17 protein-coding genes are annotated in these 24,123 nt (G+C 60.0%); 15 read left to right on the top strand and 2 right to left on the bottom strand.

The window, feature by feature from the left end:
* The first annotated feature begins 14 nt into the window (after positions 1-14).
* Together R3175_RS01125 and R3175_RS01130 are read left to right on the top strand one after the other, a co-directional pair.
* Positions 15-2,087: an NADPH-dependent 2,4-dienoyl-CoA reductase gene (locus R3175_RS01125; protein ID WP_318941704.1), complete on the top strand. Its 2,073-nt coding sequence runs from the start codon at positions 15-17 to the stop codon at positions 2,085-2,087.
* A gap of 407 nt (positions 2,088-2,494) precedes the next feature.
* Complete coding sequence (locus R3175_RS01130; RefSeq protein ID WP_318941706.1) at positions 2,495-3,679, top strand: DNA repair protein; 1,185 nt, start codon at positions 2,495-2,497, stop codon at positions 3,677-3,679.
* 16 nt (positions 3,680-3,695) lie between these two features.
* On the opposite strand, the gene R3175_RS01135 is transcribed toward R3175_RS01130, so the two are convergent.
* Positions 3,696-4,592 (bottom strand): DUF1853 family protein, encoded by an 897-nt coding sequence (locus tag R3175_RS01135; protein ID WP_318941708.1) that lies wholly within the window; start codon positions 4,590-4,592, stop codon positions 3,696-3,698.
* A 134-nt stretch (positions 4,593-4,726) separates the two neighbouring features.
* On the opposite strand from R3175_RS01135, the gene R3175_RS01140 reads away from it, so the two are divergent.
* The 11 genes from R3175_RS01140 (at position 4,727) to R3175_RS01190 (ending at position 20,599) form a co-directional block, all read left to right on the top strand.
* A complete protein-coding gene (locus R3175_RS01140) occupies positions 4,727-5,611 on the top strand; it encodes an NAD(+) kinase (protein WP_318941710.1) in 885 nt (294 codons plus the stop codon).
* A 2-nt stretch (positions 5,612-5,613) separates the two neighbouring features.
* Complete coding sequence (locus R3175_RS01145) at positions 5,614-6,627, top strand: metallophosphoesterase (RefSeq protein WP_318941712.1); 1,014 nt, start codon at positions 5,614-5,616, stop codon at positions 6,625-6,627.
* A gap of 2 nt (positions 6,628-6,629) precedes the next feature.
* Positions 6,630-7,493 carry a rhomboid family intramembrane serine protease gene (locus R3175_RS01150; protein WP_318941714.1) on the top strand — a complete coding sequence of 288 codons (864 nt, stop codon included), beginning with the start codon at positions 6,630-6,632 and terminating at the stop codon, positions 7,491-7,493.
* A gap of 198 nt (positions 7,494-7,691) precedes the next feature.
* Entirely contained in the window at positions 7,692-7,952 is a 261-nt protein-coding gene (locus R3175_RS01155) for a YeaC family protein (protein ID WP_318941716.1), read from the top strand.
* 47 nt (positions 7,953-7,999) lie between these two features.
* Positions 8,000-8,797: a DUF2797 domain-containing protein gene (locus R3175_RS01160; protein ID WP_413231706.1), complete on the top strand. Its 798-nt coding sequence runs from the start codon at positions 8,000-8,002 to the stop codon at positions 8,795-8,797.
* Between the two features lie 74 nt (positions 8,798-8,871).
* The gene (pepN, locus tag R3175_RS01165) at positions 8,872-11,514 is read left to right on the top strand and encodes an aminopeptidase N (RefSeq protein WP_318941718.1); all 2,643 of its coding nucleotides are present in this window, start codon (positions 8,872-8,874) and stop codon (positions 11,512-11,514) included.
* A 128-nt stretch (positions 11,515-11,642) separates the two neighbouring features.
* Positions 11,643-13,031, top strand: a complete 1,389-nt coding sequence (locus R3175_RS01170) for a DUF1329 domain-containing protein (protein ID WP_318941719.1) — start codon at positions 11,643-11,645, stop codon at positions 13,029-13,031.
* Positions 13,032-13,169: 138 nt separating this feature from the next.
* The gene (locus R3175_RS01175; protein WP_318941720.1) at positions 13,170-14,315 is read left to right on the top strand and encodes a WD40/YVTN/BNR-like repeat-containing protein; all 1,146 of its coding nucleotides are present in this window, start codon (positions 13,170-13,172) and stop codon (positions 14,313-14,315) included.
* Positions 14,316-14,364: 49 nt separating this feature from the next.
* On the top strand, positions 14,365-16,749 hold the full coding sequence (locus R3175_RS01180; protein WP_318941722.1) for an efflux RND transporter permease subunit: 2,385 nt from the start codon (positions 14,365-14,367) through the stop codon (positions 16,747-16,749).
* Between the two features lie 184 nt (positions 16,750-16,933).
* On the top strand, positions 16,934-17,917 hold the full coding sequence (locus R3175_RS01185; protein ID WP_413231698.1) for a TAXI family TRAP transporter solute-binding subunit: 984 nt from the start codon (positions 16,934-16,936) through the stop codon (positions 17,915-17,917).
* 81 nt (positions 17,918-17,998) lie between these two features.
* The gene (locus R3175_RS01190; RefSeq protein WP_318941726.1) at positions 17,999-20,599 is read left to right on the top strand and encodes a TRAP transporter permease; all 2,601 of its coding nucleotides are present in this window, start codon (positions 17,999-18,001) and stop codon (positions 20,597-20,599) included.
* A gap of 62 nt (positions 20,600-20,661) precedes the next feature.
* Here the strand turns inward: R3175_RS01190 and R3175_RS01195 are convergent, their stop codons facing one another.
* Positions 20,662-21,408, bottom strand: coding sequence for a ParA family protein (locus R3175_RS01195; protein ID WP_318941728.1), 747 nt, complete (start codon positions 21,406-21,408; stop codon positions 20,662-20,664).
* Between the two features lie 210 nt (positions 21,409-21,618).
* On the opposite strand from R3175_RS01195, the gene thrS reads away from it, so the two are divergent.
* Positions 21,619-23,532, top strand: a complete 1,914-nt coding sequence (thrS, locus tag R3175_RS01200) for a threonine--tRNA ligase (RefSeq protein WP_318941730.1) — start codon at positions 21,619-21,621, stop codon at positions 23,530-23,532.
* Between the two features lie 8 nt (positions 23,533-23,540).
* Entirely contained in the window at positions 23,541-24,086 is a 546-nt protein-coding gene (gene infC, locus R3175_RS01205) for a translation initiation factor IF-3 (protein ID WP_318941926.1), read from the top strand.
* Positions 24,087-24,123: the final 37 nt, after the last annotated feature.

The raw sequence follows: 24,123 nt of genomic DNA on the forward strand, positions 1-24,123 counted from the left end.
TCGGAGACGAAATGATGAGCGAGACCAAGCCAACACCCGGACTGACCCGATACCCCAACCTGCTGGAGCCTTTGGACTTGGGGTTTACCAAGCTGCGCAACCGGGTACTGATGGGGTCCATGCACACCAATCTTGAGGAGGCTGATAACGGCTTCGAGCGATTGGCGGCCTTCTACGGCGAGCGTGCCCGAGGCGGTGTCGGCCTTATTGTGACGGGCGGCATCTCGCCCAATGAGGAGGGGGCGGTGTTCCAGCACGCCGCCAAGATGGAGGCGCCGGAGGAGTCCGATCAGCACCGGATGATCACCGAGGCCGTCCACCAGGCGGGGGGCAAGATTTGCATGCAGATCCTCCATGCCGGGCGTTACGCTTACGCGCCGACACTGGTGGCGCCATCGGCTATTCGGGCGCCCATCAATCCCCTTACGCCCAAGGAGCTGGATGAGGCCGGTATCGAGAAGCAGATTGCCGACTACGTCAACTGCGCCGAGCTCGCCCAACGCGCCGGCTATGACGGCGTCGAGATCATGGGCTCGGAAGGGTACTTCATCAACCAGTTCATTGTGTCCCACACCAACCACCGAACCGACCGCTGGGGTGGCAGCTATGAGAACCGGATTCGTCTGCCCCTGGAGATCGTCCGCCGGGTACGGGAGCGGGTGGGTGAGAACTTTATCATCATCTACCGCCTGTCCATGTTGGATCTGATCGAAGAGGGCAGCACGTGGGATGAGGTGGTGTACCTGGCCAAGGCCATTGAGCAGGCTGGCGCGACCATCATCAACACAGGGATCGGCTGGCACGAGGCCCGAGTCCCGACGATTGCCACCTCGGTGCCCCGTGGTGCCTTCAGCGAAGTAACTGCACGCCTTCGGGGGGAAGTCAGCGTACCGCTGATAACCACCAACCGTATCAACATGCCGGACGTCGCGGAGCAGATCCTGGCCGATGGGCACGCTGATATGGTGTCCATGGCGCGCCCCTTCCTCGCGGATGCCGAGCTGGTCAACAAGGCAGCTGAAGATCGAGCAGGGGAGATCAATACCTGTATCGGCTGTAACCAGGCGTGTCTGGATCACACCTTCATGGGCAAGCTTACCTCGTGTCTGGTCAACCCTCGGGCCTGCCACGAGACCGAGCTGGTCTATCTCAAGACAGCCCGGCCGAAGTCATTGGCGGTTGTTGGAGCCGGCCCGGCGGGGTTGGCGTTTGCCACGGTGGCGGCGGAGCGAGGCCACCGGGTGACGCTGTTCGATGCCGGTTCCGAGATTGGTGGCCAGTTCAACGTGGCCAAGCGGATCCCGGGCAAGGAAGAGTTCCATGAAACCCTGCGGTATTTCCGGGTCATGCTGGACAAGCATGGCGTCGATGTTCGCCTAAATACCCGGGTTGGGGTGAGTGACCTGGTCGCCGGGGATTTCGACGAGGTGGTACTGGCGACGGGCGTATCTCCGAGAACCCCGGAGATTGAGGGGATCGACCATGCGAAGGTCGTAGGGTACCTGGACGTCCTGCTGGAGCGGAAACCGGTTGGCGATAAGGTGGCGGTGATTGGCGCCGGAGGCATCGGTTTCGATGTGTCGGAGTTTCTGGCGCATCAGGGGCCGTCCGCCTCTCTGGATGCAGACCATTTCATGAAGGAATGGGGCGTGGATCTGAGCGTGTCGGCCCGGGGCGGTATCAAGGGCGTCAGTCCGGAGTTACCGGAGCCCGCCCGGGAAATCTATCTACTTCAGCGCAAAACCTCCAAGGTTGGCAAGGGGTTGGGCAAGACCACCGGCTGGATTCACCGGACATCGCTCAAGCATCGCCATGTGCAGATGATTCCCGGCGTCAGCTACCGCAAAATTGATGACCAGGGATTGCATATCACCGTCACACCCAAGGGCGCCGAACAGGGGGAAGATCGGGTTCTTGAAGTGGACTCCATTGTTATCTGCGCCGGCCAGGAGCCGTTGCGGGAGTTGCAGCAGGGCTTGCAGGACGCCGGGGTGCCGGTTCACCTGATTGGCGGTGCCGATGTGGCGGCGGAGTTGGACGCGAAGCGGGCAATTGACCAGGGAAGTCGTCTGGCTGCGACGATCTGACATCCTCGCCGGCGATTGGCGTTACCCTTGGAAAGCCCGGAAGCTGCATCAGTGCCTTCCGGGTTTTTTTGTCAGGTTCGGTTACCAAAAAATACTTTCCCGATGCAACATCTTCCCGATTGTCTGCCAGAATAGGGGGCAGCGCAACAGGAGCATCCGAAGTGCCAACCGCGTGCCGCCCTGGCATGGCCCTTCATCCCTGGGGTGGCGAATCCAGGCGGTACCGGCCCGTTAAAATTCGACATGCCCCGTGTCCTGTGCCTAGCAATTGTGCGTTCAATGATGGAGGACCGGTGGAGCACCGGCGTTGACTATTCGTTTGGGAGTAAGCAATGGGGTCTGCGGACCAGGCAAGTGAAGGCTATGCCGCTGTCTTTTTTATGAATGGGACTCAGGTATCCCGGCAAATGCGGGATTCGGAGTTTGGTGCCTTTCTGGATGGCTACGTGGGGCTATCGGACCTGGCCGACACCGACGTCAAAGCGGTCTACCTGACGCTGAGTCCTGATCTGCTGATTCAGGCCGTGGTGTTTTTCCGCATTTATTTCGACGAGGAGGGGCGGGCGGATAGCCACTGGAACCTCCCCATCGAAGATATGGCCAGAAAAGGAGCCAAGGGGCCGGATCTGGGCGGTGGCCCCATTCGCTTGGTCTGTCGCAGCCAGTGTCCCGTCGAGGGGGTGGCGGACGACTTGTGGGACCCGGACATGTCACCCGGTCAGAATCACTTCCATGCCATCCGCAAGGCGGTTGAAGCGAATGCCTTGAAGTTCCGGAAGCAGGCCCCGGAAGTTGCGGAAGCGGCCATTCCGGTCCTGCAGGCCGAGACAGCGACTCCGGCGCCAGCCCATGCCGCCGCGGACAAGAGCGCCGAGCGGACCCGTCTGGCGCAGCTGATTCGGGAGCACCGGCTGCGAATCAAGACCCTGCAAAGCGTTCACCGGGATGCCTTGTCGGACATGCGCCGCGAACACCGGCTGGAGCTTCAGGCTGTCCGCAACGAGCTGGCGGAGCTGGAACAGAAACACGAGCGGGTTCGGTTGAGTAATGAGCAGCTCAAGAAGCGTTTGGCGGAACGGAATGAGCAGTACCTGATTCTCCAGGAGCAGGTAACCCAGAGCAGTGAGGAGGCCGAGCAAGACACCCAGACCCGGAGCGCCGAGGCCGTGTTGCTGAGCGAACAGCTGGAGCGCAAGCAACGAGAACTGGAAATGCGGGACGAGAAGATCGTCGCGCTGGAGCAGGAGCTGCATGAGCTCCGCAACCGCGAGCCGACGGAGAATACCGTGATGCGGCATCTGCAGGAGCAGTCGGTGTTCCTGGTAGCCTATCACGCCGGCATGGGGCACATGACGCTACCGTTTGAAGACATTGAAACCTACTTCCAGAATCCCACTGCCTATGCCGCAGAGAAGTGCGGCATGAACGAGCCCGCCTATCTGGAGTGGCTGGCGCACTATGAGAACCCGGTCTGCCGCCATCAGGATGGCAACGGCGAACTCTGTGGTCAGCCAGTGATGAGGGTCAGCCAGCCATCAGAGTTCCAGCCCGGCCGCGATGACCGCTGCGAATCCCACCAGCCGGCGGGTTAATCGGTGCCCAAGGCCGTCAGGGTACCTGCGGCCAGGAATCCGGCACCACAAACCATCGGTTGATTTCTGTGTATCCAATCCCGTCTGGCCGCGCCTGCATCTGTGCGAACAGGGTGGGCCGGTCCGTCTCGGCCACGGCGGCCAGAGAGGCTTCCGTCGTGCCCGGGGCAGGCACAGACCGGGACTGGTAACGTCCCAGCCAGTGGGGCTTGTGCAACGGCATCCAGAGGGAAGTGTCCAGATTGGCCAGTTGATGGTGATGCAGCCAGCAGCCGCGTTCGTGGTCGGGGTTCACCCAGGTGGGCAGGGGCGGCGCTGGCGCTGAGGGGTGTGAGAACAGGGTGCCCGGCATGACCAGGGCGGGGGTCACCGGTTCCCGGAAACCGAGTTCCCCCAGCTGGGCCAAGGTTTCCGGGCGTCCGGTCATGGTGCACTGGTGATGCACCATTCGCTCGGCCTTGAGGTCCAGCCGGTCTCGGGCATTGGGACCGTACCAGCGCAGGCTGTTGCCAGGGCCGTGGGCCAGGTAGAATTTGACGGCCACTTCATGGTGCTCGAGGGCGCCGGTGTGGGGGTTGCGCACAAGGAAATCCAACTCTCCCAGCGTCCTTCGCTGGCCGGTGCGGATGGCCAGGTTACGCAGCAGAACCGGCCAGCCCAGGAGCTCGCTCAACAGGAAGTGGTAGAGTTCCTCGAAGTAGTGGCCCAGGCGATGGCTGCGCTGGCTATCCAGTTTGCGCAACAGCGGTTCTGGCTCGGTATCCAGCTGCCTGAGCCGGTCAGGCGTATCGTCAGGAAGCCAGTCCCCGATATGGAAAACCGGGCCGCGGCGAATCAGCGACGGCGCCTCGCACAACCAGGCCAGATGGCGGACGGCTGGGGTTTGCCAGAAATGATCGTTACTGGGGGGCATGGTGCTGAACGGGCTCTCTCGCTGTTGATGGAGGCGACGGTTTTCAGAATTCTCCGCATATTCGTTAAGATGATGATAACAGCAGCCTCCGTTCGACGCCGAGGCTGGAATCGATGTCACCCACAGGACGTTACATGGACCAATTCAGAAACATCGGCGTGATCGGACGGATGGGCAGTGTGAAGGTTGTCGAATCCCTGCGCCAGCTCAAGCAATATCTGATCAGAGAGAACTATCACGTCATCATTGAGGAGGACACCGCCAGCATGCTGCCGGGGCATGGGCTTCAGGTAGCCAGCAAGAAGCTGATTGGTGAGATCTGTGACCTGGTAATTGTCGTGGGTGGCGATGGCAGCCTGTTAGGCGCGGCCCGTGAGCTGGCAAAATCCAATATTCCGTTACTGGGCGTTAACCGGGGGCGGCTGGGCTTTCTTACCGACATTTCGCCGTCTGACCTGGAGGAGCGCCTGAGCCAGGTGCTGGCTGGCGAATATATTGAGGAAAAACGCTTCCTGCTGGATGCCAGCGTGGAACGCAAAGGGCAGTCCCTCGGCTTCGGCGCCGCGTTGAACGATGTGGTGCTGCACCCGGGCAAATCGACCCGGATGATTGGGTTCGATCTGTTCATCGATGGCCACTTTGTCTACAGTCAGCGGTCCGATGGTCTGATTGTCGCGACCCCCACCGGCTCGACGGCGTATTCCCTCTCCGCGGGCGGTCCCATCATGCACCCGAAGCTGGATGCCATTGTGCTGGTGCCGATGTTCCCCCATACCCTCAGTAGCCGGCCCATCGTGGTCGACGGCAAGAGCGAGATCAAGCTGGTCATCGGGGAAACCAACGAGGCCTATCCCCAGGTCAGCTTTGACGGCCAGACCAACATTGCGTGTGCACCGGGGGACATCATCCGGATTACCAAGAAACCCTTCAAGATCCGCCTGATTCATCCGACGGACCATAACTTCTACGCCACATGCCGAGACAAACTGGGCTGGGCAAGCGAGATAGCTGCGAGTTAACCATGGTTGCACGACACACCCCCGCAAGTCGGGGATACGACATCATCGGTGATGTGCATGGATGCGCCCATACCCTGATCCGGTTGCTTGAACAGATGGGCTACCGGAAAGTCAACGGGGTGTACGAGCACCCCCGGCGTCAGGCCATCTTCCTCGGCGACATCGTGGACCGGGGTCCGCGCATCCGGGAGGCTCTGCATCTGGTTCGGGACATGGTGGAGCATGGGTCGGCGCGCATTGTCATGGGCAATCATGAATACAACGCCCTGGGCTACTGCACCCGCGCCCGTCCGGGAAGCGGCAGGAAATGGCTGCGGGAGCACAACCCCCGCCATGACCGGCTGATTCGCGAGACCCTGGACCAGTTCGAGCATTATCCCCAGGAGTGGAACGAGTTCCTGGAGTGGTTCTATACCCTGCCGCTGTTTATCGAAGAAGAGCACTTCCGGGTGGTGCACGCCTGCTGGGACGACCGGCTGATTCGTCAGTTCAAGGAAAGCCAGGGCGGCGCCTGCATCGACGATGATTTCCTGCACGCCTCGTCCGCCATCGAGTCATTCGCCGGCCAGGTGATGGATACCTTGCTGCGGGGCACGGACCTGCGCCTGCCGGAAGGCGTATCGATCACCGGCAAGGACGGATACGTGCGGGAGTTCTTCCGTACCAAGTTCTGGGCGAATAACCCACGCACCTACCAGGATGTGGTGTTTCAGCCCGACCCGTTGCCGCCGGAAGTGGCTGCCCGAGAGCTGACCCCGGGGGAGCTGAAGCAACTGATCCAGTACCCGAACAGCGAGCCGCCGGTATTTGTTGGCCATTACTGGATGGAGGGCGAGCCTGCCCCCATTACCCCCAATGTGGCCTGCCTGGATTACAGTGCGGTTAAATACGGCAAGCTGGTGGCGTACCGGATGGACGACGAACGCGAACTGTCGAAGGACAAGTTTGTCTACGTGGAAGTGGAAAAGCCGGAGCAGACCGACGATCCCCACACCGAAGACAGTGTCGCGAGGTAATTTTGTACCGGATCAAACAGCTTGAAAGCGATGTCAATCTGGCCGGTTTCAGTCAGTGGTTACGGCAACAGGGGGTCAATCACCGCATCACCGCGGAGGGGAACTTCCAGGTGCTCTGGCTGGAAAATCCGGATTACACCGAGCCGGTGCTGGAAGCCCTCAACCAGTTCCTGAGCGAGCCCCATATGCGTGACCGTATCAACCAGCAGGGCAGTGCGCCGGTGTTCCGGGAAGGGCGCTGGCAGCCGTCGCCAAGGCACGCGCCGGTGGTGCTGTCGATCATCGTGATTGCGGTGCTGCTGGCCTGGGCAACCGGGCTGGGTTCCAGCCTGCTGTCCGCGTCGCTGATGATTGTCGATCCCCGGTTGTATGACTGGAGCACCCTGGCGGAACGCATTGCCGCCCTGTCGGATACGCTGATGGCGGGCCAGGTCTGGCGTCTTTTCACGCCGGATTTCCTGCATTTCAGCTGGCCTCACATCATCTTTAACTCGGTGATGCTCTGGTTCCTGGGCAGCCAGGTGGAGTGGTTCGATGGCCGGGCGCGGATCGTTGCGCTCTTCGTGTTTACCAGCCTGATCTCCAATACACTGCAGTATTTCAGTACCGGCCCGTTGTTTGGCGGGCTCTCTGGCGTGGTCTATGGCGTGTTGGGCTATTGCTGGCTCAGTCAGCAGCGGTTGCCCCGGTTCCAGTTTCCGCCGGCGCTGATTGTGGTGGCGGTGGTCTGGATGCTGATTGGCTTTACCCCGTTTACCGAGTGGGTGGGGCTCGGACGTATGGCGAACGAGGCGCACCTTGGCGGGTTTGTCGCGGGGCTGGCGATGGCCGGACTTTGGCCGCCGAGGCGACAGCGCCGGGTTTGAGGTTATGCCGGAGATGGGTGCAAAAAAAAGCCCCACCAAGGGGTGGGGCATAAATGAGCTGTATTAGCTCCTGATGAGAGAGACCAAATGCTAACGACCGTTGTCATTTGGTGAGATAATGATAATTGTTATCATTTAGGTTGGTCAACCCCTATTTCGGTTTTTGTGAAAGAAATCGAGATCGAGCAGGAAAATGAGATGACTTACGAAGACTTGATTGCACGAATGGACCCAGCGATGTACCGCAGCCTGCGCCAGGCCGTGGAACTGGGGAAGTGGCCGGACGGCCGGGTGTTGACAAAGGAGCAGCGGGCCACCTGCATGGAGGCGGTCATCTACTACGAGAATACCCACGACGTGCCGGAAACCGACCGGGTGGGTTATATCGACCGCACCAGGAGCGACGGCAGCAGCTGCGGCCCGGACAGCGATGAATCCCCGATTCGCATTTTGAACTGAGGTGTGGCGTGACTGCTGTCGTTGATGTGACCGGCCGGCTGCGCAAGATGCCCGCCGAACCGGGCCAGCCGATTGACTACACCCTGAAAGTGGGCGACACCCGATTGCCGCTGAACGATCTGATTGGCCACCCGATACGGATTGATTTCGAGGGCGTGATCCGTTGCATCCACTGCGATCGCAAGACCAAAAAGAGTTTCGGGCAGGGCTACTGTTATCCCTGTTTCCGCAAGCTGGCGGCCTGTGACAGTTGCATCGTCAGCCCGGAAAAATGCCACTACCATGAGGGCACCTGCCGGGAGCCGGAGTGGGGCGAGACCCATTGCATGATCGAGCATGTGGTCTACCTGGCCAACTCTTCCGGCCTCAAGGTGGGCATCACCCGGGCCTCGCAAATCCCCACCCGCTGGATCGATCAGGGAGCGGTGGAGGCGGTGCCGATGGTGCGGGTGGCGACCCGGCAACTGGCCGGGTTTGTCGAAGTGATCTGCAAGCAGCACGTGGCCGATCGCACCAACTGGCGGGCGATGCTCAAGGGTGACGTCCCAGACGTCGATCTGGTTGCCGAGCGGGACCGGTTGCTCGATGCCATTCGCCGGGAGCTGGACGAGTTGCGCAAGGCCCATGGTGAATCGGCCATCCGTGAAGTGGATGAATCCGGCCTGAGTCTCAGTTATCCAGTGGAAGTCTGGCCGGACAAGGTAAAAAGCCATAACCTTGACAAAACGCCCACGGTCAGCGGTGTGCTGCAAGGCATCAAGGGCCAGTACCTGATGTTGGACACCGGCGTGATCAATATTCGTAAGTTCACCGCCTACGAAGTTCGGTTCCAGGTGCTCTCCTGATCGACTGAGCCGGTGGTGTCCCCCTGTTATCCGTGCGGTGGGTCAGCTGCCGCACCTGTCTTCTGGAGACTGTCATGCGCACAAATCAGCCACGGACCATTTACCTGAGCGAGTATCGGGTACCGGCTTTTCTGGTGGATCACGTCGATCTGCGGTTTGAGCTGTTCGAGGAGGGCGCCCGTGTCCACAGTACCCTGTCGGTGCGGCGCAACCCGGACTACCCCGAGCACGTTGATGCCCTGGAGTTGGATGGCGACAGCCTGCGTCTGGAGGGTGTCCGGCTCGACGGCCAGCCGTTGGCCGACGATGCCTATGAGGACCTTGGGGACCGGCTGGTGGTGCCCGGCGTGCCGGACCGCTTCAAGCTGGCTGTGGTGACCTGGATCGAACCCCAGAACAACACACGTCTGGAAGGTCTGTACAAATCCTCCGGCATGTTCTGCACCCAGTGTGAAGCCGAAGGCTTCCGCTGTATCACCTTCTTCCCGGACCGGCCGGACGTGATGGCCCGGTACCGCACCCGGATTGAGGCCGACAAGAGCCGTTATCCGATCCTGTTGTCCAACGGCAACGACGTTGAGCGCGGAGATTTGGCTGACGGCCGGCATTTCGTGACCTGGGAAGATCCGTTTCCCAAACCCAGTTACCTGTTCGCCCTGGTGGCCGGTGACCTGGTGCAGAAGAATGACCGCTTCACCACCTGTTCCGGCCGTGACATCGACCTGCGCATCTATGTGGAGCCGCGCAACGCCGCCAAATGCGACCACGCCATGGAGTCGCTGAAGCGGGCGATGCGGTGGGACGAAGAGGTCTATGGCCGTGAGTATGACCTGGACATTTTCATGATCGTGGCGGTGGACGACTTCAACATGGGGGCCATGGAGAACAAGGGCCTGAACATCTTCAACTCGTCCTGTGTGCTGGCCAGCCCGGACACGGCCACGGACACGGCCTTCCAGCGTATCGAGGCGATCGTGGCCCACGAATACTTCCACAACTGGTCCGGTAACCGGGTCACTTGTCGGGACTGGTTCCAGCTCAGTCTCAAGGAGGGCTTCACGGTGTTCCGCGACGCCGAGTTCACGGCGGATATGGGCTCGCCGACGGTGAAACGGATTGAGGACGCGACCCTGCTGCGCACTTCCCAGTTTGCCGAGGATGCGGGGCCCATGGCTCACCCGGTACGCCCGGCGTCCTATATGGAGATCTCCAATTTCTACACCCTGACCATCTACGAGAAGGGCGCGGAAGTGGTGCGGATGATCCACACCCTGCTGGGGCCGGAGCTGTTCCGCAAGGGCAGCGATCTGTACTTCGAGCGCCATGACGGTCAGGCGGTGACGACGGACGACTTCGTGAAGGCAATGGAGGATGCCAGCGGGCGCGATCTCAGTCAGTTCCGGTTGTGGTATGAGCAGGCCGGTACGCCGGTGGTCTCCGTACGCGACGACTACGATGCCAGCAGTCAGGTGTGCCGCCTGACCATTACCCAGACGATTCCCGATACTCCGGGGCAGAGTGGCAAGCAGCCCCAGCACATCCCCTTTACCCTGGGCCTGCTGGATGGCCAGGGAGTGCCACTGCCACTGCGGTTGTCCGCTGAGGAAGCCAATGCGCCAACAGAGCGGGTACTGGAGCTGACCGAAGCTGAGCATCAGTTCGAGTTTCATGGCATCGCTGAACAACCAACCCCGTCTCTGCTCCGCGGACTCTCGGCCCCCGTATTGGTGGACTATCCCTGGACCCGCGATCAACTGATGTTCCTGATTTCCGGGGACAGTGACGGATTCAATCGTTGGGATGCGGGCCAGCGGCTGGCGGTGGACATCATTCAGGAGTTGGTCGATAACCCGGAGGCGGAGATCGATCAGCGGTTGCTGACGGCCTATCGCAACCTGCTGGCGGACACCGGGTTGGATCAGGCCCTGGTCGCAAAAATGCTGCAGCTGCCCTCCGAAGCCTACCTGATTGAGTTGTCGGCACAGCCGGATGTCCAGGCCATTCACGGAGCCCGCAAGCGAGTGCTGGAACACCTGGCTGATGCACTGCGCGATGAGCTGCTGGCCTGTTACCAGCGCAACAGTGACAGCGGCCCTTACCAGTTGAATTCCACAGCCATAGCCCGCCGCAGTCTGCGCAATACCGCATTGGCCTGGCTGCTGCAGATCAACGACCAGGAGGGCTGTCAGCTAGCCCTGAGCCAGTTCCGGGATGCCGGCAACATGACCGACTGCCTGGGAGCATTGCGGGCGTTGGTGAACTCGGATTTTGCCGAGGCGCGGACCCAGGTGCTGGCGGATTTTTACCAGCGTTGGCAACAGGATCCCCAGGTTGTGGAGCAGTGGTTCTCGGTACAGGCGGCCAGCCCCCAGGCAGGTTCCCTGGACCAGATTCGGGCTCTGATGGCACATCCGGCCTTCGATTTACGGAACCCAAACAAGGTTCGCAGCGTTATTGGCGTGTATGCCGGCCAAAATTTGTCCGAGTTTCACCGACCGGATGGTGAGGGGTATCGGTTCCTGGCGGAACAGGTTTGCCAATTGGACGACCTGAACCCCCAGATCGCCGCCCGTCTGGTCACGCCGCTGACCCGTTGGCGCAAGTTTGCTCCTGGCTATGCGGATGCCATGAAGCAGGCTCTGGGGACGGTGAGGGACAAGGTTGGCCTGTCCAGGGATGTCTACGAGGTGGTCCACAAGAGTTTGGCGGGGGAGTGACAATTGGGGCATAAAATCGCACTTTCGGTCGATGGACTCATGAGGGCAATGGGTTACCCTGTTAGCTTCTAATAAAACCTATAAGACGTTGCCAGCATGGCTTTCGGACACAGCTAAGGTTCATAACAATGAGATATAACAAGAATGTGCTTCTGGGCGGCCTGTTTGCGCTGTCCATGGCGGCTGCGCCCGCCTTTGGGGCGGTTTCCTCGAGCGAAGCCGCCCGTCTTGGCAGAGATCTGACTCCTTTTGGTTCTGAGAAAGCCGGCAACGCCGCTGGCACCATCCCCGAGTGGACCGGCGGACTGACCACGCCGCCGGCCGGCTACGAAGGATCCGGGCAGCACCATATCAACCCGTTTCCCGACGATGAGCCCCTGTTTACCATCAGTGCCAGCAATGCCGACCTGTACGCCGATCACCTGACCGATGGCGTCAAGGCCATGCTGGACACCTACCCCACCACCTTCCGGCTGCCGGTTTACGTCACCCGCCGAACCCACGCCGTGCCGGATTGGGTGGCGGAGAACATCCGGAAGAACGCCGTCAATGCCCGCATTGTGGGCGAGGGGGAAGGCCTGGATGGCGCCTTTGGCGGTTATCCTTTCCCGATCCTCAGTGGCGACAGCGAGCAGAAGGCCTGGCAGGTGATCTGGAATCACCTCACCCGCTGGCGTGGCGTCTCCGTTACCCGACGGGCCAGTGAGGTGGCCGTGCAGTCCAATGGGGATTACTCCCTGGTGACCTCGCAACAGGAGGCATTCTTCAACTTTTACAACCCTGAAGGTGGGGAAGAGGATCTGGACAACGTCATCTTCTACTACCTGTCCTTCACCCAGTCGCCGCCCCGGCTGGCGGGTGGCGCCATCCTGATACACGAGACCCTGAACCAGATCATCAATCCGCGCAATGGCTGGGGTTATAACGCCGGGCAGCGACGGGTGCGTCGGGCGCCGAACCTGGGCTACGACTCGCCGATTGCCGCGGCGGACAATCTGCGCACCGCCGATGACACCGACATCTTCAACGGCGCCCTGGACCGTTACAACTGGCGCTACGAGGGCATGCGGGAAATCTACGTGCCGTACAACAACTATCTCCTGAGCGAGGAAGGTACCAAGTACTCGGAGATTCTGGGCGTGTCCCACCTCAATCCGGACCTGACCCGCTGGGAACTGCACCGGGTGCATGTGGTGGAGGCCACCCTGAAGGACGGAGCGCGGCATATTTACGCCAAGCGCCGTTTCTATGTCGAGGCCGACAGCTGGAACACCCTGCTGGTGGACCAGTACGACGGTCGTGGCGAGCTGTGGCGGGTCACCATGGGCATGGCCAAGAACTACTACGAGCTTCCGGGTGTCTGGACAGCGCTGGATGTCTACCATGATCTGCAGGCCCGTCGTTACCACGTTCTGGGGCTGGACACCGAGGAGCCCGGTACCCGTGAATTCACCAACGACGTACCTAACCGTCGTTACTTCTCTCCCGCCTCCTTGCGTCGTCGTAGCGTGCGATAGGGAGGGCGCCAACAGCCAACTGGCCTGTGGGCGTAGATAAAAAACCGGCAGCTGCAAGACTGCCGGTCTACTTTTGTGATAAGCGGCTCAGCGTTGAGCCAATAAATGAGACACTTTTCAACTCAATAGGCACACTGAATGGCTACACGGTTGACGTGCAAGACCCTGGGGTCCGCTTGCCTTGGCATGGCCATGGCCTTCGCGCCCCCTGCGGCTTTTGCCCTTGCGGACATTATTGAAACGCCGGCCCGGGAAACCAGGCTGGCTCCCTCTCAATTGCTGACGGATGCAGCCCGTGCAGGCGACCGTATCGTGGCGGTGGGCGAACGCGGCCATATCATCTTCTCCGACAACGAAGGGGAGAGCTGGACTCAGGGCCAGGTCCCGGTATCGGTCACACTGACCGGTGTCCACTTTCCCACCGACAACGAGGGCTGGGCAGTCGGTCACAGCGGCGTGGTGCTGCACACGGAAGATGGCGCTGAGTCCTGGTCCCTGCAGTTGGACGGAATTCAGGCTGCAAAGTTGGCCATTGCCGGCAAGGAAGAGCGGGTAGCCGAACTGGAAGAACGGATCGAGCAGGCGCCCGAGGAACAGAAGGCTGATCTCGAATGGGCGCTGGATGACCTGTTTTTCTCCCTGGAAAACATGCGCTCTGATCTGGAAGTGGGTCCGGTCAACCCGCTCCTGGACGTGTGGTTTGAAAATCCGCAGCACGGTTTCGTGGTGGGAGCCTACGGCATGATCCTGCGCACCCAGGATGGCGGTGACACCTGGCAGGACTGGTCCGGTCGTCTGAACAACCCCACGGGCTACCACCTCAACGCCATTACCAGCGTAACCGGTGGCGCCCTGGCGATCGTTGGCGAAGCCGGCCAGATCCACGTCTCCGTCGATAACGGCGAAACCTGGGAGCTGCGTGACAGCCCCTATGACGGTTCCCTGTTTGGCGTGATCGGGACCGGTCATGTCAATGAGATCCTGGTCTTCGGACTGCGGGGCAATGTGTTCCTCTCAACAGATCTGGGCAAAAGCTGGAAGATGGTCCCCAGCGATGCCACGGCCACGCTGAATGATGGCGCTGTCGCCGAGGATGGCCGAATCACCCTGGTGGGTAATGGTGGCGCAGTGCTGGTCAGCACCAATCGCGCCGAGAGCTTCCGCGAGTATTTCCGGAGAGACCGTGAAGGCGTCATGAGCGTTGTCCCGGTCTCCGATACCCGCCTCCTGCTGATGGGGGAGGGCGGCGTCGAGCGCGCCGATGCGAACGGCAAGAATCTATAACCACGCCCTGGTGTGGCATAACAGAACGAATTGAAGAGGGGCTTATTTAATGGCGAACCCGAAGCATGACAAGGGCGAGCATTACCTGACGACGCCAAAAGCGGAGCCATTCCTGGAGCGGCTGATTTTTAACAACCGTGCCGTTATCCTGTTTGGCTTTCTGATCCTGACGCTTTTTCTTGGCTACAACGCCATCAAGATCCAACCGGATGCCAGTTTCGAGCGGATGATTCCGTTGGAACATCCCTACATTGTCAACATGCTCGATCATCGAGACGACCTGGAAAACCTGGGCAACTTCGTTCGCATCGCGGTGGAGGCCAAGGAAGGGGATATTTTCGACAAAGAGTACATGGAGACCCTGAAGCAGATCACCGACGAGGTGTTCTACCTCAATGGGGTCGACCGCTCCGGCCTCAAGTCGCTGTGGACGCCCAATGTCCGCTGGGTGGAGGTCACCGAGCAGGGCTTCCAGGGCGGCAAGGTCATCCCTGACGGCTATGACGGCTCGCCCGAGAGTCTCGAGGAGCTGCGTCAGAATGTGCTGCGCTCCAACGAAGTCGGCCGGCTGGTGTCGGATAACTTCCGCTCCACCATCGTCTATGCACCGTTGTACGAGAAGAACCCGGACACCGGGGAACCCCTGAACTACGCGACTTTCTCCCGGGAGCTAGAGGAGAAGATTCGCGACAAGTACGAGCAACAGAATCCGAACATCGAGATTCACATTGTCGGTTTCGCAAAGAAGGTGGGGGACCTGATTGAAGGCATCGGTTCCATCGCCTGGTTTGCCGGCATTACCATTGTGCTGACAACCCTGCTGCTGTTTGGCTACTCCCGCTGTGTCTCTGGCACCCTGGTACCCGTGTTTGCCTCCATCGTGGCGGTGTTCTGGCAGCTGGGGGCCCTGCGCCTGCTGGGCTACGGGCTGGACCCATACTCTGTTTTGGTGCCCTTCCTGGTGTTCGCCATCGGGATCAGTCACGGGGTGCAGGTGGTCAACGCCATGGCGCTCGAAGCCGCCAAGGGCTTTGACCCGATCACCGCAGCCCGCCTGGCCTTCCGGGCCCTGTATATCCCCGGCATGCTGGCGTTGATTTCCGACGCCTTCGGCTTCCTCACACTGTTGTTCATTGAAGTGGATGTGATCAAGGACCTGGCCGTGGCCGCCGGCCTGGGTGTGGCCATCGTCATTATCACCAACCTGGTGCTTCACCCGTTGATCATGTCTTACATCGGCATCACCAAGGGCGGCATCCGTCATGTCCAGAACCATGGTCCGAAGCAGGATCGCAAGTGGCGGGTCATGTCCTACTTTGCCCACCCGAGCGTGGCGCCGGTCTCGCTGCTGATCGCTGTCCTGGGTCTGGGTATCGGGGTCTACTACAAGCAGGGACTGAAAGTTGGGGACCTGGACCAGGGTGCGCCGGAGCTGCGTAAGGACTCGGTCTACAACCAGGACAACGCCTACATCATCAACAACTACTCCACCAGTGCCGATGTGTTGGTGGTGATGGTCAAGACGCCGGCCGAGCAGTGTACCCAGTACAACGTGCTGCGGGCGATGGATGCCCTGCAGTGGGAGTTGGAGAATACGCCGGGTGTGCAGTCCTCCGTTTCCCTGGCGGACGTTTCCAAGATCGTGACCAAGGCCCTGAACGAGGGGAACTGGAAGTGGTACGAGATCTCCCGCAACCAGACCATCATCAACGCCTCCATTCGCGACGCCCCGTCCGGCCTGATCAACACCGATTGCAGCCTGACGCCGGTGCTGGTCTTCCTGGAAGATCACAAGGCCGAAACCCTGAAGACGGTGGTGGCTGCGGTTGAGGCGTTCGCTGCCGAGAACAGTAACGACGAGCACAACTTCCTGCTGGCAGCCGGTAACGCCGGTGTCGAGGCGGCCACCAATGAGGTGATCTCCAAAGCCAAGAACATGATGCTGGCGTTTGTGTACGGTGTGGTCAGTTTGCTGTGCTTCCTGACGTTCCGTTCCATTCGCGCGGTGCTGTGCATCGTGGTACCACTGGGGCTGACCTCTATCCTGTGTGAGGCCATCATGGCGGTGTCCGGAATCGGCATCAAAGTGGCGACTCTGCCGGTGATTGCCTTGGGTGTGGGTATCGGTGTCGACTACGGCATCTACATCTACACCAAGCTGGAGAAGTTCCTGCTGGAAGGCAAGCCGCTGCAAGAGGCCTACTACGAAACGCTGCGTTCCACCGGTAAGGCGGTTATCTTCACCGGTATCACGCTGGGCATCGGGGTGGTCACCTGGATTTTCTCGCCCATCAAGTTCCAGGCGGATATGGGCTTCCTGCTGTTCTTCATGTTCCTGTGGAACATGGTGGGGGCCATCTGGCTGTTGCCGGCATTGGCTCGTTTCCTCCTGCGTCCCCAGCGCATGTTGGAGAAAGCCCGGGCGAAGTCGTAGCCCCTAACCGACAACAAAAAAGCCCGTCTCGACGGGCTTTTTTGTTGTCTGCTCAACCGGTTAGCTGTGGAATTGTTCCTTTATTTACTGAAAAAACTGGGCTATGTTCTAAGACGTAGCAGGAATTCTGCCTGCAGCGCATTGTAGGTAGTTGTTGATAATGATGAAGAAAAAGGATGAGCTCATGGCACTTCGAAAGAATTTCTCAGCAATCGCAATGGCAGCTGCTGTTGGGATCAGTGCGGCTTCGATGACGGCCAGTGCTGCGGAACAGCGGTTCGTGACCATTGGTACCGGTGGGGTAACCGGCGTGTACTACCCCGCGGGTGGCGCTATCTGCCGTTTGGTGAACATGGATCGTAAAGAGCACGGCATCCGTTGTTCCGTTGAAAGCACCGGTGGCTCCGTCTACAACCTCAACGCCATCCGTCAGGGGGAGCTGGACCTGGCGGTGGCCCAGTCTGACTGGCAGTATCACGCTTACAACGGGTCCAGCACCTTCGAGGAAGACGGTGCCAACAAGGATCTGCGGGCCGTCTTTTCACTGCACCCGGAGCCGTTCACCGTGGTGGCCAGCAAGGGCTCCAACATCGGCAGCTTTGAAGACCTGGCGGGCAAGCGGGTGTCCGTTGGCAACCCCGGGTCCGGTCAGCGTGCCACCGCCGAAGTCCTGATGGAAGCCATGGGGTGGGGGTTGGACAAATTCTCCCTGGCCGCCGAGCTGAAGGCTGCCGAACAGTCCCAGGCGCTGTGTGATGGCAACATTGACGCGTTCTTCTACACCGTTGGCCACCCTTCCGGGGCGATCAAGGAAGCCACCACATCCTGTGACAGCGTCCTGGTCAACGTGGATAACGAGGCCACCCAGGAGCTGGTGGACGATAACCCGTACTATCGGGTAGCCACCATTCCCGGCGGCATGTACCGCGGCAATGACGAAGATGTCACCACCTTTGGTGTGGCTGCGACCTTCGTGACCTCCACGGATGTGCCGGATGACGTGGTCTATGAAGTGGTGAAGGCGGTCTTCGAGAACTTTGACAGCTTCAAGCGTCTGCATCCTGCCTTTGCGAACCTGCAGAAAGAAGAGATGGTCAGTGACGCCCTGAGTGCTCCGCTGCACCCGGGGGCCCTGAAGTACTACAAGGAAGTGGGGCTGATCGACTGATCAGTTCCCGCTGGGGCAGCGGGCACGGGGGTGTCCGCTGCCAGTTCCTAGTCTCTCTATTTGCTTTAACAGGATGTAACTATGGCCAATGGTGAGCCCAAAGCCAGCGACGGCAAGGACAAGGCCGGCGTCGACGAGTTCTTGCAGACTGAGTCCGGGGGTAGGGCGGCGACCGGCCCCGCCGCGGTGATTCTCTTTGTCGTTCCCCTGTGCTGGTCGCTATTTCAACTCTGGATCGCCTCTCCGCTTCCGTACATCGTCGAGTTCGGCATATTCAACTCCACCGAGTCCCGGTCGATTCACCTGGCGTTCGCCACTTTCCTGGCATTTACAGCGTTCCCGATGATCCGGGGGAAGCATGTTGATCACGTGCCTGTGTACGACTGGATACTGGCACTGGCGGCTTCGTTCGCCGCTTCCTACCTCTTCGCGTTCTATGACCAGCTGTCCACTCGTCCGGGAGCGCCGATCCTCCAGGACATGATTGTTGCTCTGGGCGGTCTGGTGCTGTTGCTCGAAGCCACGCGGAGGGCGTTGGGGTTACCGCTGACCATCGTGGCCACGGTGTTCATTGTCTATTCGCTGGCTGGCCCCTACATGCCGGAGGTGATTTCCCACAAGGGGGCAAGTCTGGAGAAGCTGGCGGCGCATCAATGGCTGGGGACCGAAGGGGTCTTCGGTGTGGCCCTGGGCGTCTCCACCAGTTTCGTGTTTCTCTTCGTGCTGTTCGGCGCCCTGCTGGAGCGGGCCGGGGCCGGTAACTATTTCATCATGGTGGCCTATGCGTTGCTGGGGCACATGAAAGGCGGTCCCGCCAAGGCGGCGGTTGTCTCCAGTGGTCTCAGTGGAGTGATTTCCGGGTCGTCCATTGCCAACGTGGTCACCACGGGCACTTTTACCATTCCGCTGATGAAGCGGGTTGGGTTCCCGGCTACCAAAGCCGGTGCCGTGGAGGTGGCGGCGTCCACCAACGGCCAGCTGACTCCCCCGATCATGGGCGCTGCGGCCTTCCTCATGGTCGAGTACGTCGGCATTTCTTATCTGGAAGTGATCAAGCACGCCATCCTGCCGGCGCTGATCTCCTACGTGGCACTGATCTACATCGTGCACCTGGAAGCCTGTAAGTTGAAAATGCATGGCATTGAGCGGTTGGACCGGCCCACCCTGGCCCAGCGTATGCTCAACTGGGTCGTGCTCTTGCTGGGCCTGTGCATACTGACGCTGGCAGTGTACTACGGTATTGGCTGGCTCAAGGACCTGCTGGGCGGGGCTGCCGCCTGGGTGCTGGCGCCCATCGTCCTGGCGGTGTATATCGGGCTGGTGGCCTACGCCACCCGTTTCCCCGAGCTGGCAGAGGACAACCCCGAGAAGGCAATGGATGAACTGCCGCCGGTAGGCCCCACGGTTAAGACCGGTCTTTACTACCTTCTCCCGGTGGTGGTGCTGGTGTGGTGTCTCACGGTTGAGCGCTTCTCGCCCCAGCTATCGGCGTTCTGGGCGACGGTGTTCATGATCTTCATTGTGATTACCCAGCGGCCCCTGAAAGCCTTCTTCCACAAGAACGTGCCGTTGCTGCAAGCATCCATTCAGGGGTTTGACGACCTGGTCCATTCCCTGGTGGCTGGCGCCCGCAACATGGTTGGCATCGGTGTGGCCACGGCCACCGCGGGCATCGTGGTGGGGACGGTGACTCTGACCGGCATTGGCCTGGTCATGACCCAATTCGTGGAGTTCATCTCCGGCGGTAACCTGCTGCTGATGCTGATCTTCATCGCCATCATCAGTCTGATTCTGGGCATGGGCCTGCCAACGACGGCCAACTACATCGTCGTATCCACCCTGATGGCGCCGGTCATCGTCACCTTGGGGGCGCAGAACGGTTTGATCGTGCCGTTGATTGCCGTGCACCTGTTTGTGTTCTATTTCGGCATTCTGGCGGACGACACGCCACCGGTGGGGCTGGCGGCCTATGCGGCAGCGGCGATCTCCGGCGCCGACCCGATACGTACCGGTGTGCAGGGCTTCACCTACGATATTCGTACCGCAATTCTGCCGTTCATGTTCATTTTCAACAATCAGTTGTTGCTGATTGGGCTGTCCGGCTGGTTCGATCTCCTGGTGACCATCTTCAGCGCGGTGACGGCCATGCTGGTGTTCTCGGCCGCGACCCAGGGCTACTGGTTTACCCACAGCCGCAAATGGGAGTCGGCGCTGTTGCTGTTGATCACCTTCACGCTGTTCCGGCCGGGTTTCTGGTGGGACATGATCTATCCGCCCACCGAAAACCGGCCGGGCACGGAAATCATGCAGTATGTGGAGAAGGTACCGGCGGATGAGAGCATCCTGGTTCAGGCTTCGGGCATGTCCATTGACGGCGAGGAGGTCTCGACGTTCGTGAAATTACCGTTGCCGGCGGCGGATACCCCGGCGCAGCGTCTCATGGCGGCGGGCCTGGAGCTGCGCCAGGATGGAGACCGCATGGTGGTGGAGTTTGTCGGCTTTGGATCCGCTGCGGAAGACGCCGGCATCTATTTTGACTGGACCATCGACTCGGTGCAGATCGAGAAGGAGCGACCGCCCAAGGAGCTGATGATCATACCCGCCTTGTTGCTGTTGGCGGCGGTGGCCTTTGGCCAGTTGCGTCGAAGACAGCGAGAGGAGGGGCGGGCCGCCGCGACCTAGCGTCCCTAAACACAAGCATGGCATCTCCTGCTATATGGCCTCCCGGTGGAGGCCGTTTCACTTCAGAGCCGTGAAGCCAGCTTCACCTCCTTCCACAGGAGTCGGTAGGCGTGGGCCGCTGCGGAACGCGGTGACACCACGCTGACCGGCTGGCGGGTTTCGCCCATGCGTTCAATGTCGCTGGCGTAGGGGATGTAGCCCCGAAGCCGGTTTTTCAGCCCCTCGCCGCCGTTTTCAAGCATGGTTCGGTGCAGGTTCTTGCGTCGGTCCACCATGGACAGGAAGGGATGGAGTTTTCCGGGCTTGAGCTTCTTCTCTTTGACAAAGTCGTGCAGTTGCTGCCAGCTGTTGATCGAGAGCCAGGTAGGAATGGTAGGGACAAACACCTTGTCGGCCGCATCCAGAATCTGCTCCGCCAGGTGGGACAGAGAGGGCGGGCAGTCCAGTATCACCAGGCCGTAGTCTTCCGACAACGGGGACAGCCAGGATTTGAGGGCCTTGCCGGAGTCGCTTTCGGCCAGTTTGACATCCAGGTTGCGAAAGCTGCTGTGGGCGGGGATCAGGTCCAGTTTGGGATAGGCAGTGGCGTGGATGAGCTTGCCGATGGGCGTTTTACCCTTGAGCAGACGGGAGGCTTTCTCACCGCTGACGTCCGGTGTCTCCCCCAGGTACCAGCTTGCTGCTCCCTGGGGGTCGAGATCCCAGAGCAGGGTGGGGATGCCACTTTCGCTGGCCAGGTAGGCAATGTTGACCGCTGCGGCGGTCTTGCCGACGCCGCCCTTGATGTTGTGAAAGGCTACAATTCGCACCTGCTACGTCCTTGGCTGCTGATGGGCTTTCAACCCGGCGATATCGAAGGATAGAGAATTGTGACTATTGTGCACGCAGTTCCGGTTAATTGCATGACACCATCGTTTTGGCCCTGTTAAAATCCCCAGCCGAAACGGACCGCGACTTGTATCGCGGCGTACCGAACACAAGTGGTCTTTCGTACGGATCACCGCTGACTGGAGTCAAACATGCCTGTAGTTACCCTGCCTGATGGCAGTCACCGCAGTTTTGCGGAACCTGTTTCTGTTCACGATGTGGCCGCCGATATCGGCGCTGGCCTCGCGAAGGCGGCCCTGGCTGGTCGCGTCAATGGCAAGCTGGTCGATACCAGCTACCGGATCGAGGACGATTCGGAACTGGCCATCATCACCGACCGGGATGAAGACGGCGTCGATATCATTCGCCATTCCACCGCCCACCTGCTGGCGATGGCGGTCAAGGAGCTGTTTCCCTCGGCGCAGGTGACCATCGGCCCGGTGGTCGACAACGGGTTCTACTACGACTTCAAGTTTGAGCGTCCGTTCACCAATGAAGACCTGGCGCGGATTGAAAAGCGCATGGCCGAACTGGCCAAGCAGGATATTCCGGTAACCCGTTCGGTGCTGTCCCGTGACGAGGCCATCAAACTCTTCGACGAGATGGGCGAGGAGTACAAGGTCCGCATTATTGAAGACATTCCCGGGGAAGAAGACCTGTCCTTCTACCGTCAGGGCGAGTTCATCGACCTGTGTCGTGGCCCCCATGTGCCCAGTACCGGCAAGCTCAAGGCGTTCAAGCTGACCAAGGTGGCCGGCGCCTACTGGCGTGGCGACACCAACAACGAGCAGTTGCAGCGGGTGTACGGCACCGCCTGGGGCAACAAGAAAGACCTCAAGGCCTACCTGCATCGTCTGGAGGAGGCCGAAAAGCGGGATCACCGCAAGATCGGCAAGAAGCTCAACCTGTTCCACATGCAGGAAGAGGCGCCCGGCATGGTGTTCTGGCACCCGGACGGCTGGTCCGTGTATCAACAGATCGAACAGTACATGCGGGATGTTTTGCAGCGTCACGGCTATCAGGAGATCAAGACGCCACAGGTGGTCTCCCGGGCGCTGTGGGAGAAATCCGGGCACTGGGACAAGTTCCACGACGACATGTTCACCACCGAGTCGGAAAAACACGACTACGCCATCAAGCCGATGAACTGTCCCTGTCACATCCAGGTGTTCAACCAGGGCCTGAAGAGTTACAAGGATCTGCCCCTGCGGCTGGCGGAATTCGGCTCCTGCCACCGGAACGAGGCCTCCGGCGCGCTCCACGGGCTGATGCGGGTGCGTGGCTTTACCCAGGATGATGCGCACATCTTCTGTGAAGAGGACGCCATCCAGCAGGAAGTGTCCCACTTCATCGACCTGCTGCACGAGGTCTACAAGGACTTCGGCTTCGACCAGATTCTTTACAAGCTGTCCACCCGGCCGGAGAAACGGGTCGGCTCCGACGAAGTCTGGGACAAGGCCGAGGCCGCATTGGAAGAAGCCTTGAACCGTGAGGGGGTGGACTGGGAACTGCTGCCCGGGGAAGGGGCCTTCTACGGGCCCAAGATCGAATTCTCGCTGCAGGACTGCATTGGCCGGGTCTGGCAGTGTGGCACCATCCAGGTGGACTTCTCCATGCCGGGCCGGTTGGGCGCCCAGTATGTGGCGGACAACTCCGAACGCCGTACCCCGGTGATGCTGCACCGGGCGGTACTCGGTTCCTTTGAGCGCTTTATCGGTATCCTGATCGAGGAATACGAGGGCGCGTTCCCAACCTGGCTGGCCCCAACCCAGGTGGCGGTGCTGAATATCACCGATAACCAGGGTGAGTATTGCCAGAATCTTGCGGAAAAATGGCAATCCATGGGCTATAGGGTTAATGCTGACTTGAGAAACGAGAAGATCGGCTTTAAAATCCGCGAGCATACTCTTAACAAGGTACCCTATCTGGTGGTGGTCGGCGATAAAGAAGTCGAGGCCGGGGCCGTTGCGGTGAGAACCCGCAAAGGCGAGGATCTGGGAACCATGACGCTGGAAGCGTTCGAGGCTTTGCTGGCCGAAGCCGTTGAACGTAAAGGCAAAATTTAAACGGAGATCTGATTATTAAACAGCGAGCGAATCGGGGTGGACGTGCTCCACGCGCACCTATCAACGAGAACATTCAGGCTACCGAAGTCCGGCTAATCGACGCCGAAGGCGAACAGGTGGGAATTGTACCGCTTGAAGATGCACTCAAGCGGGCCGAAGAAGCGTCTCTTGATCTGGTTCAGGTTACGGATTCCGATCCGATCGTCTGTAAGATAATGGACTACGGCAAGAAGATCTTCGAAGAGAAGAAGGCCAAGGCGGCTGCCAAGAAGAAGCAGAAGCAGACGCAGGTCAAAGAGCTGAAGTTCCGTCCAGGAACCGAAGAAGGGGATTATCAGGTCAAACTACGCAACCTGGTACGTTTCCTTGAAAATGGGGACCGCGGCAAAATCACTATCCGCTTCCGTGGCCGTGAGATGGCACACCAAGAGATTGGTATGAAACTCATGAACCGCATTGAGGCGGATGTGGAAGAGCTGGGCCAGGTCGAACAGCGGCCGAAGATGGAAGGCCGCCAGATGACCATGGTCGTGGCGCCCCGCAAGAAGAAGTGATTCTGGACCGTGGCAACTATCCCCTGCTTATGCGGGG

Origin of the sequence: Marinobacter sp. (genome assembly GCF_033722735.1) — a bacterium.
Lineage (GTDB): Bacteria > Pseudomonadota > Gammaproteobacteria > Pseudomonadales > Oleiphilaceae > Marinobacter.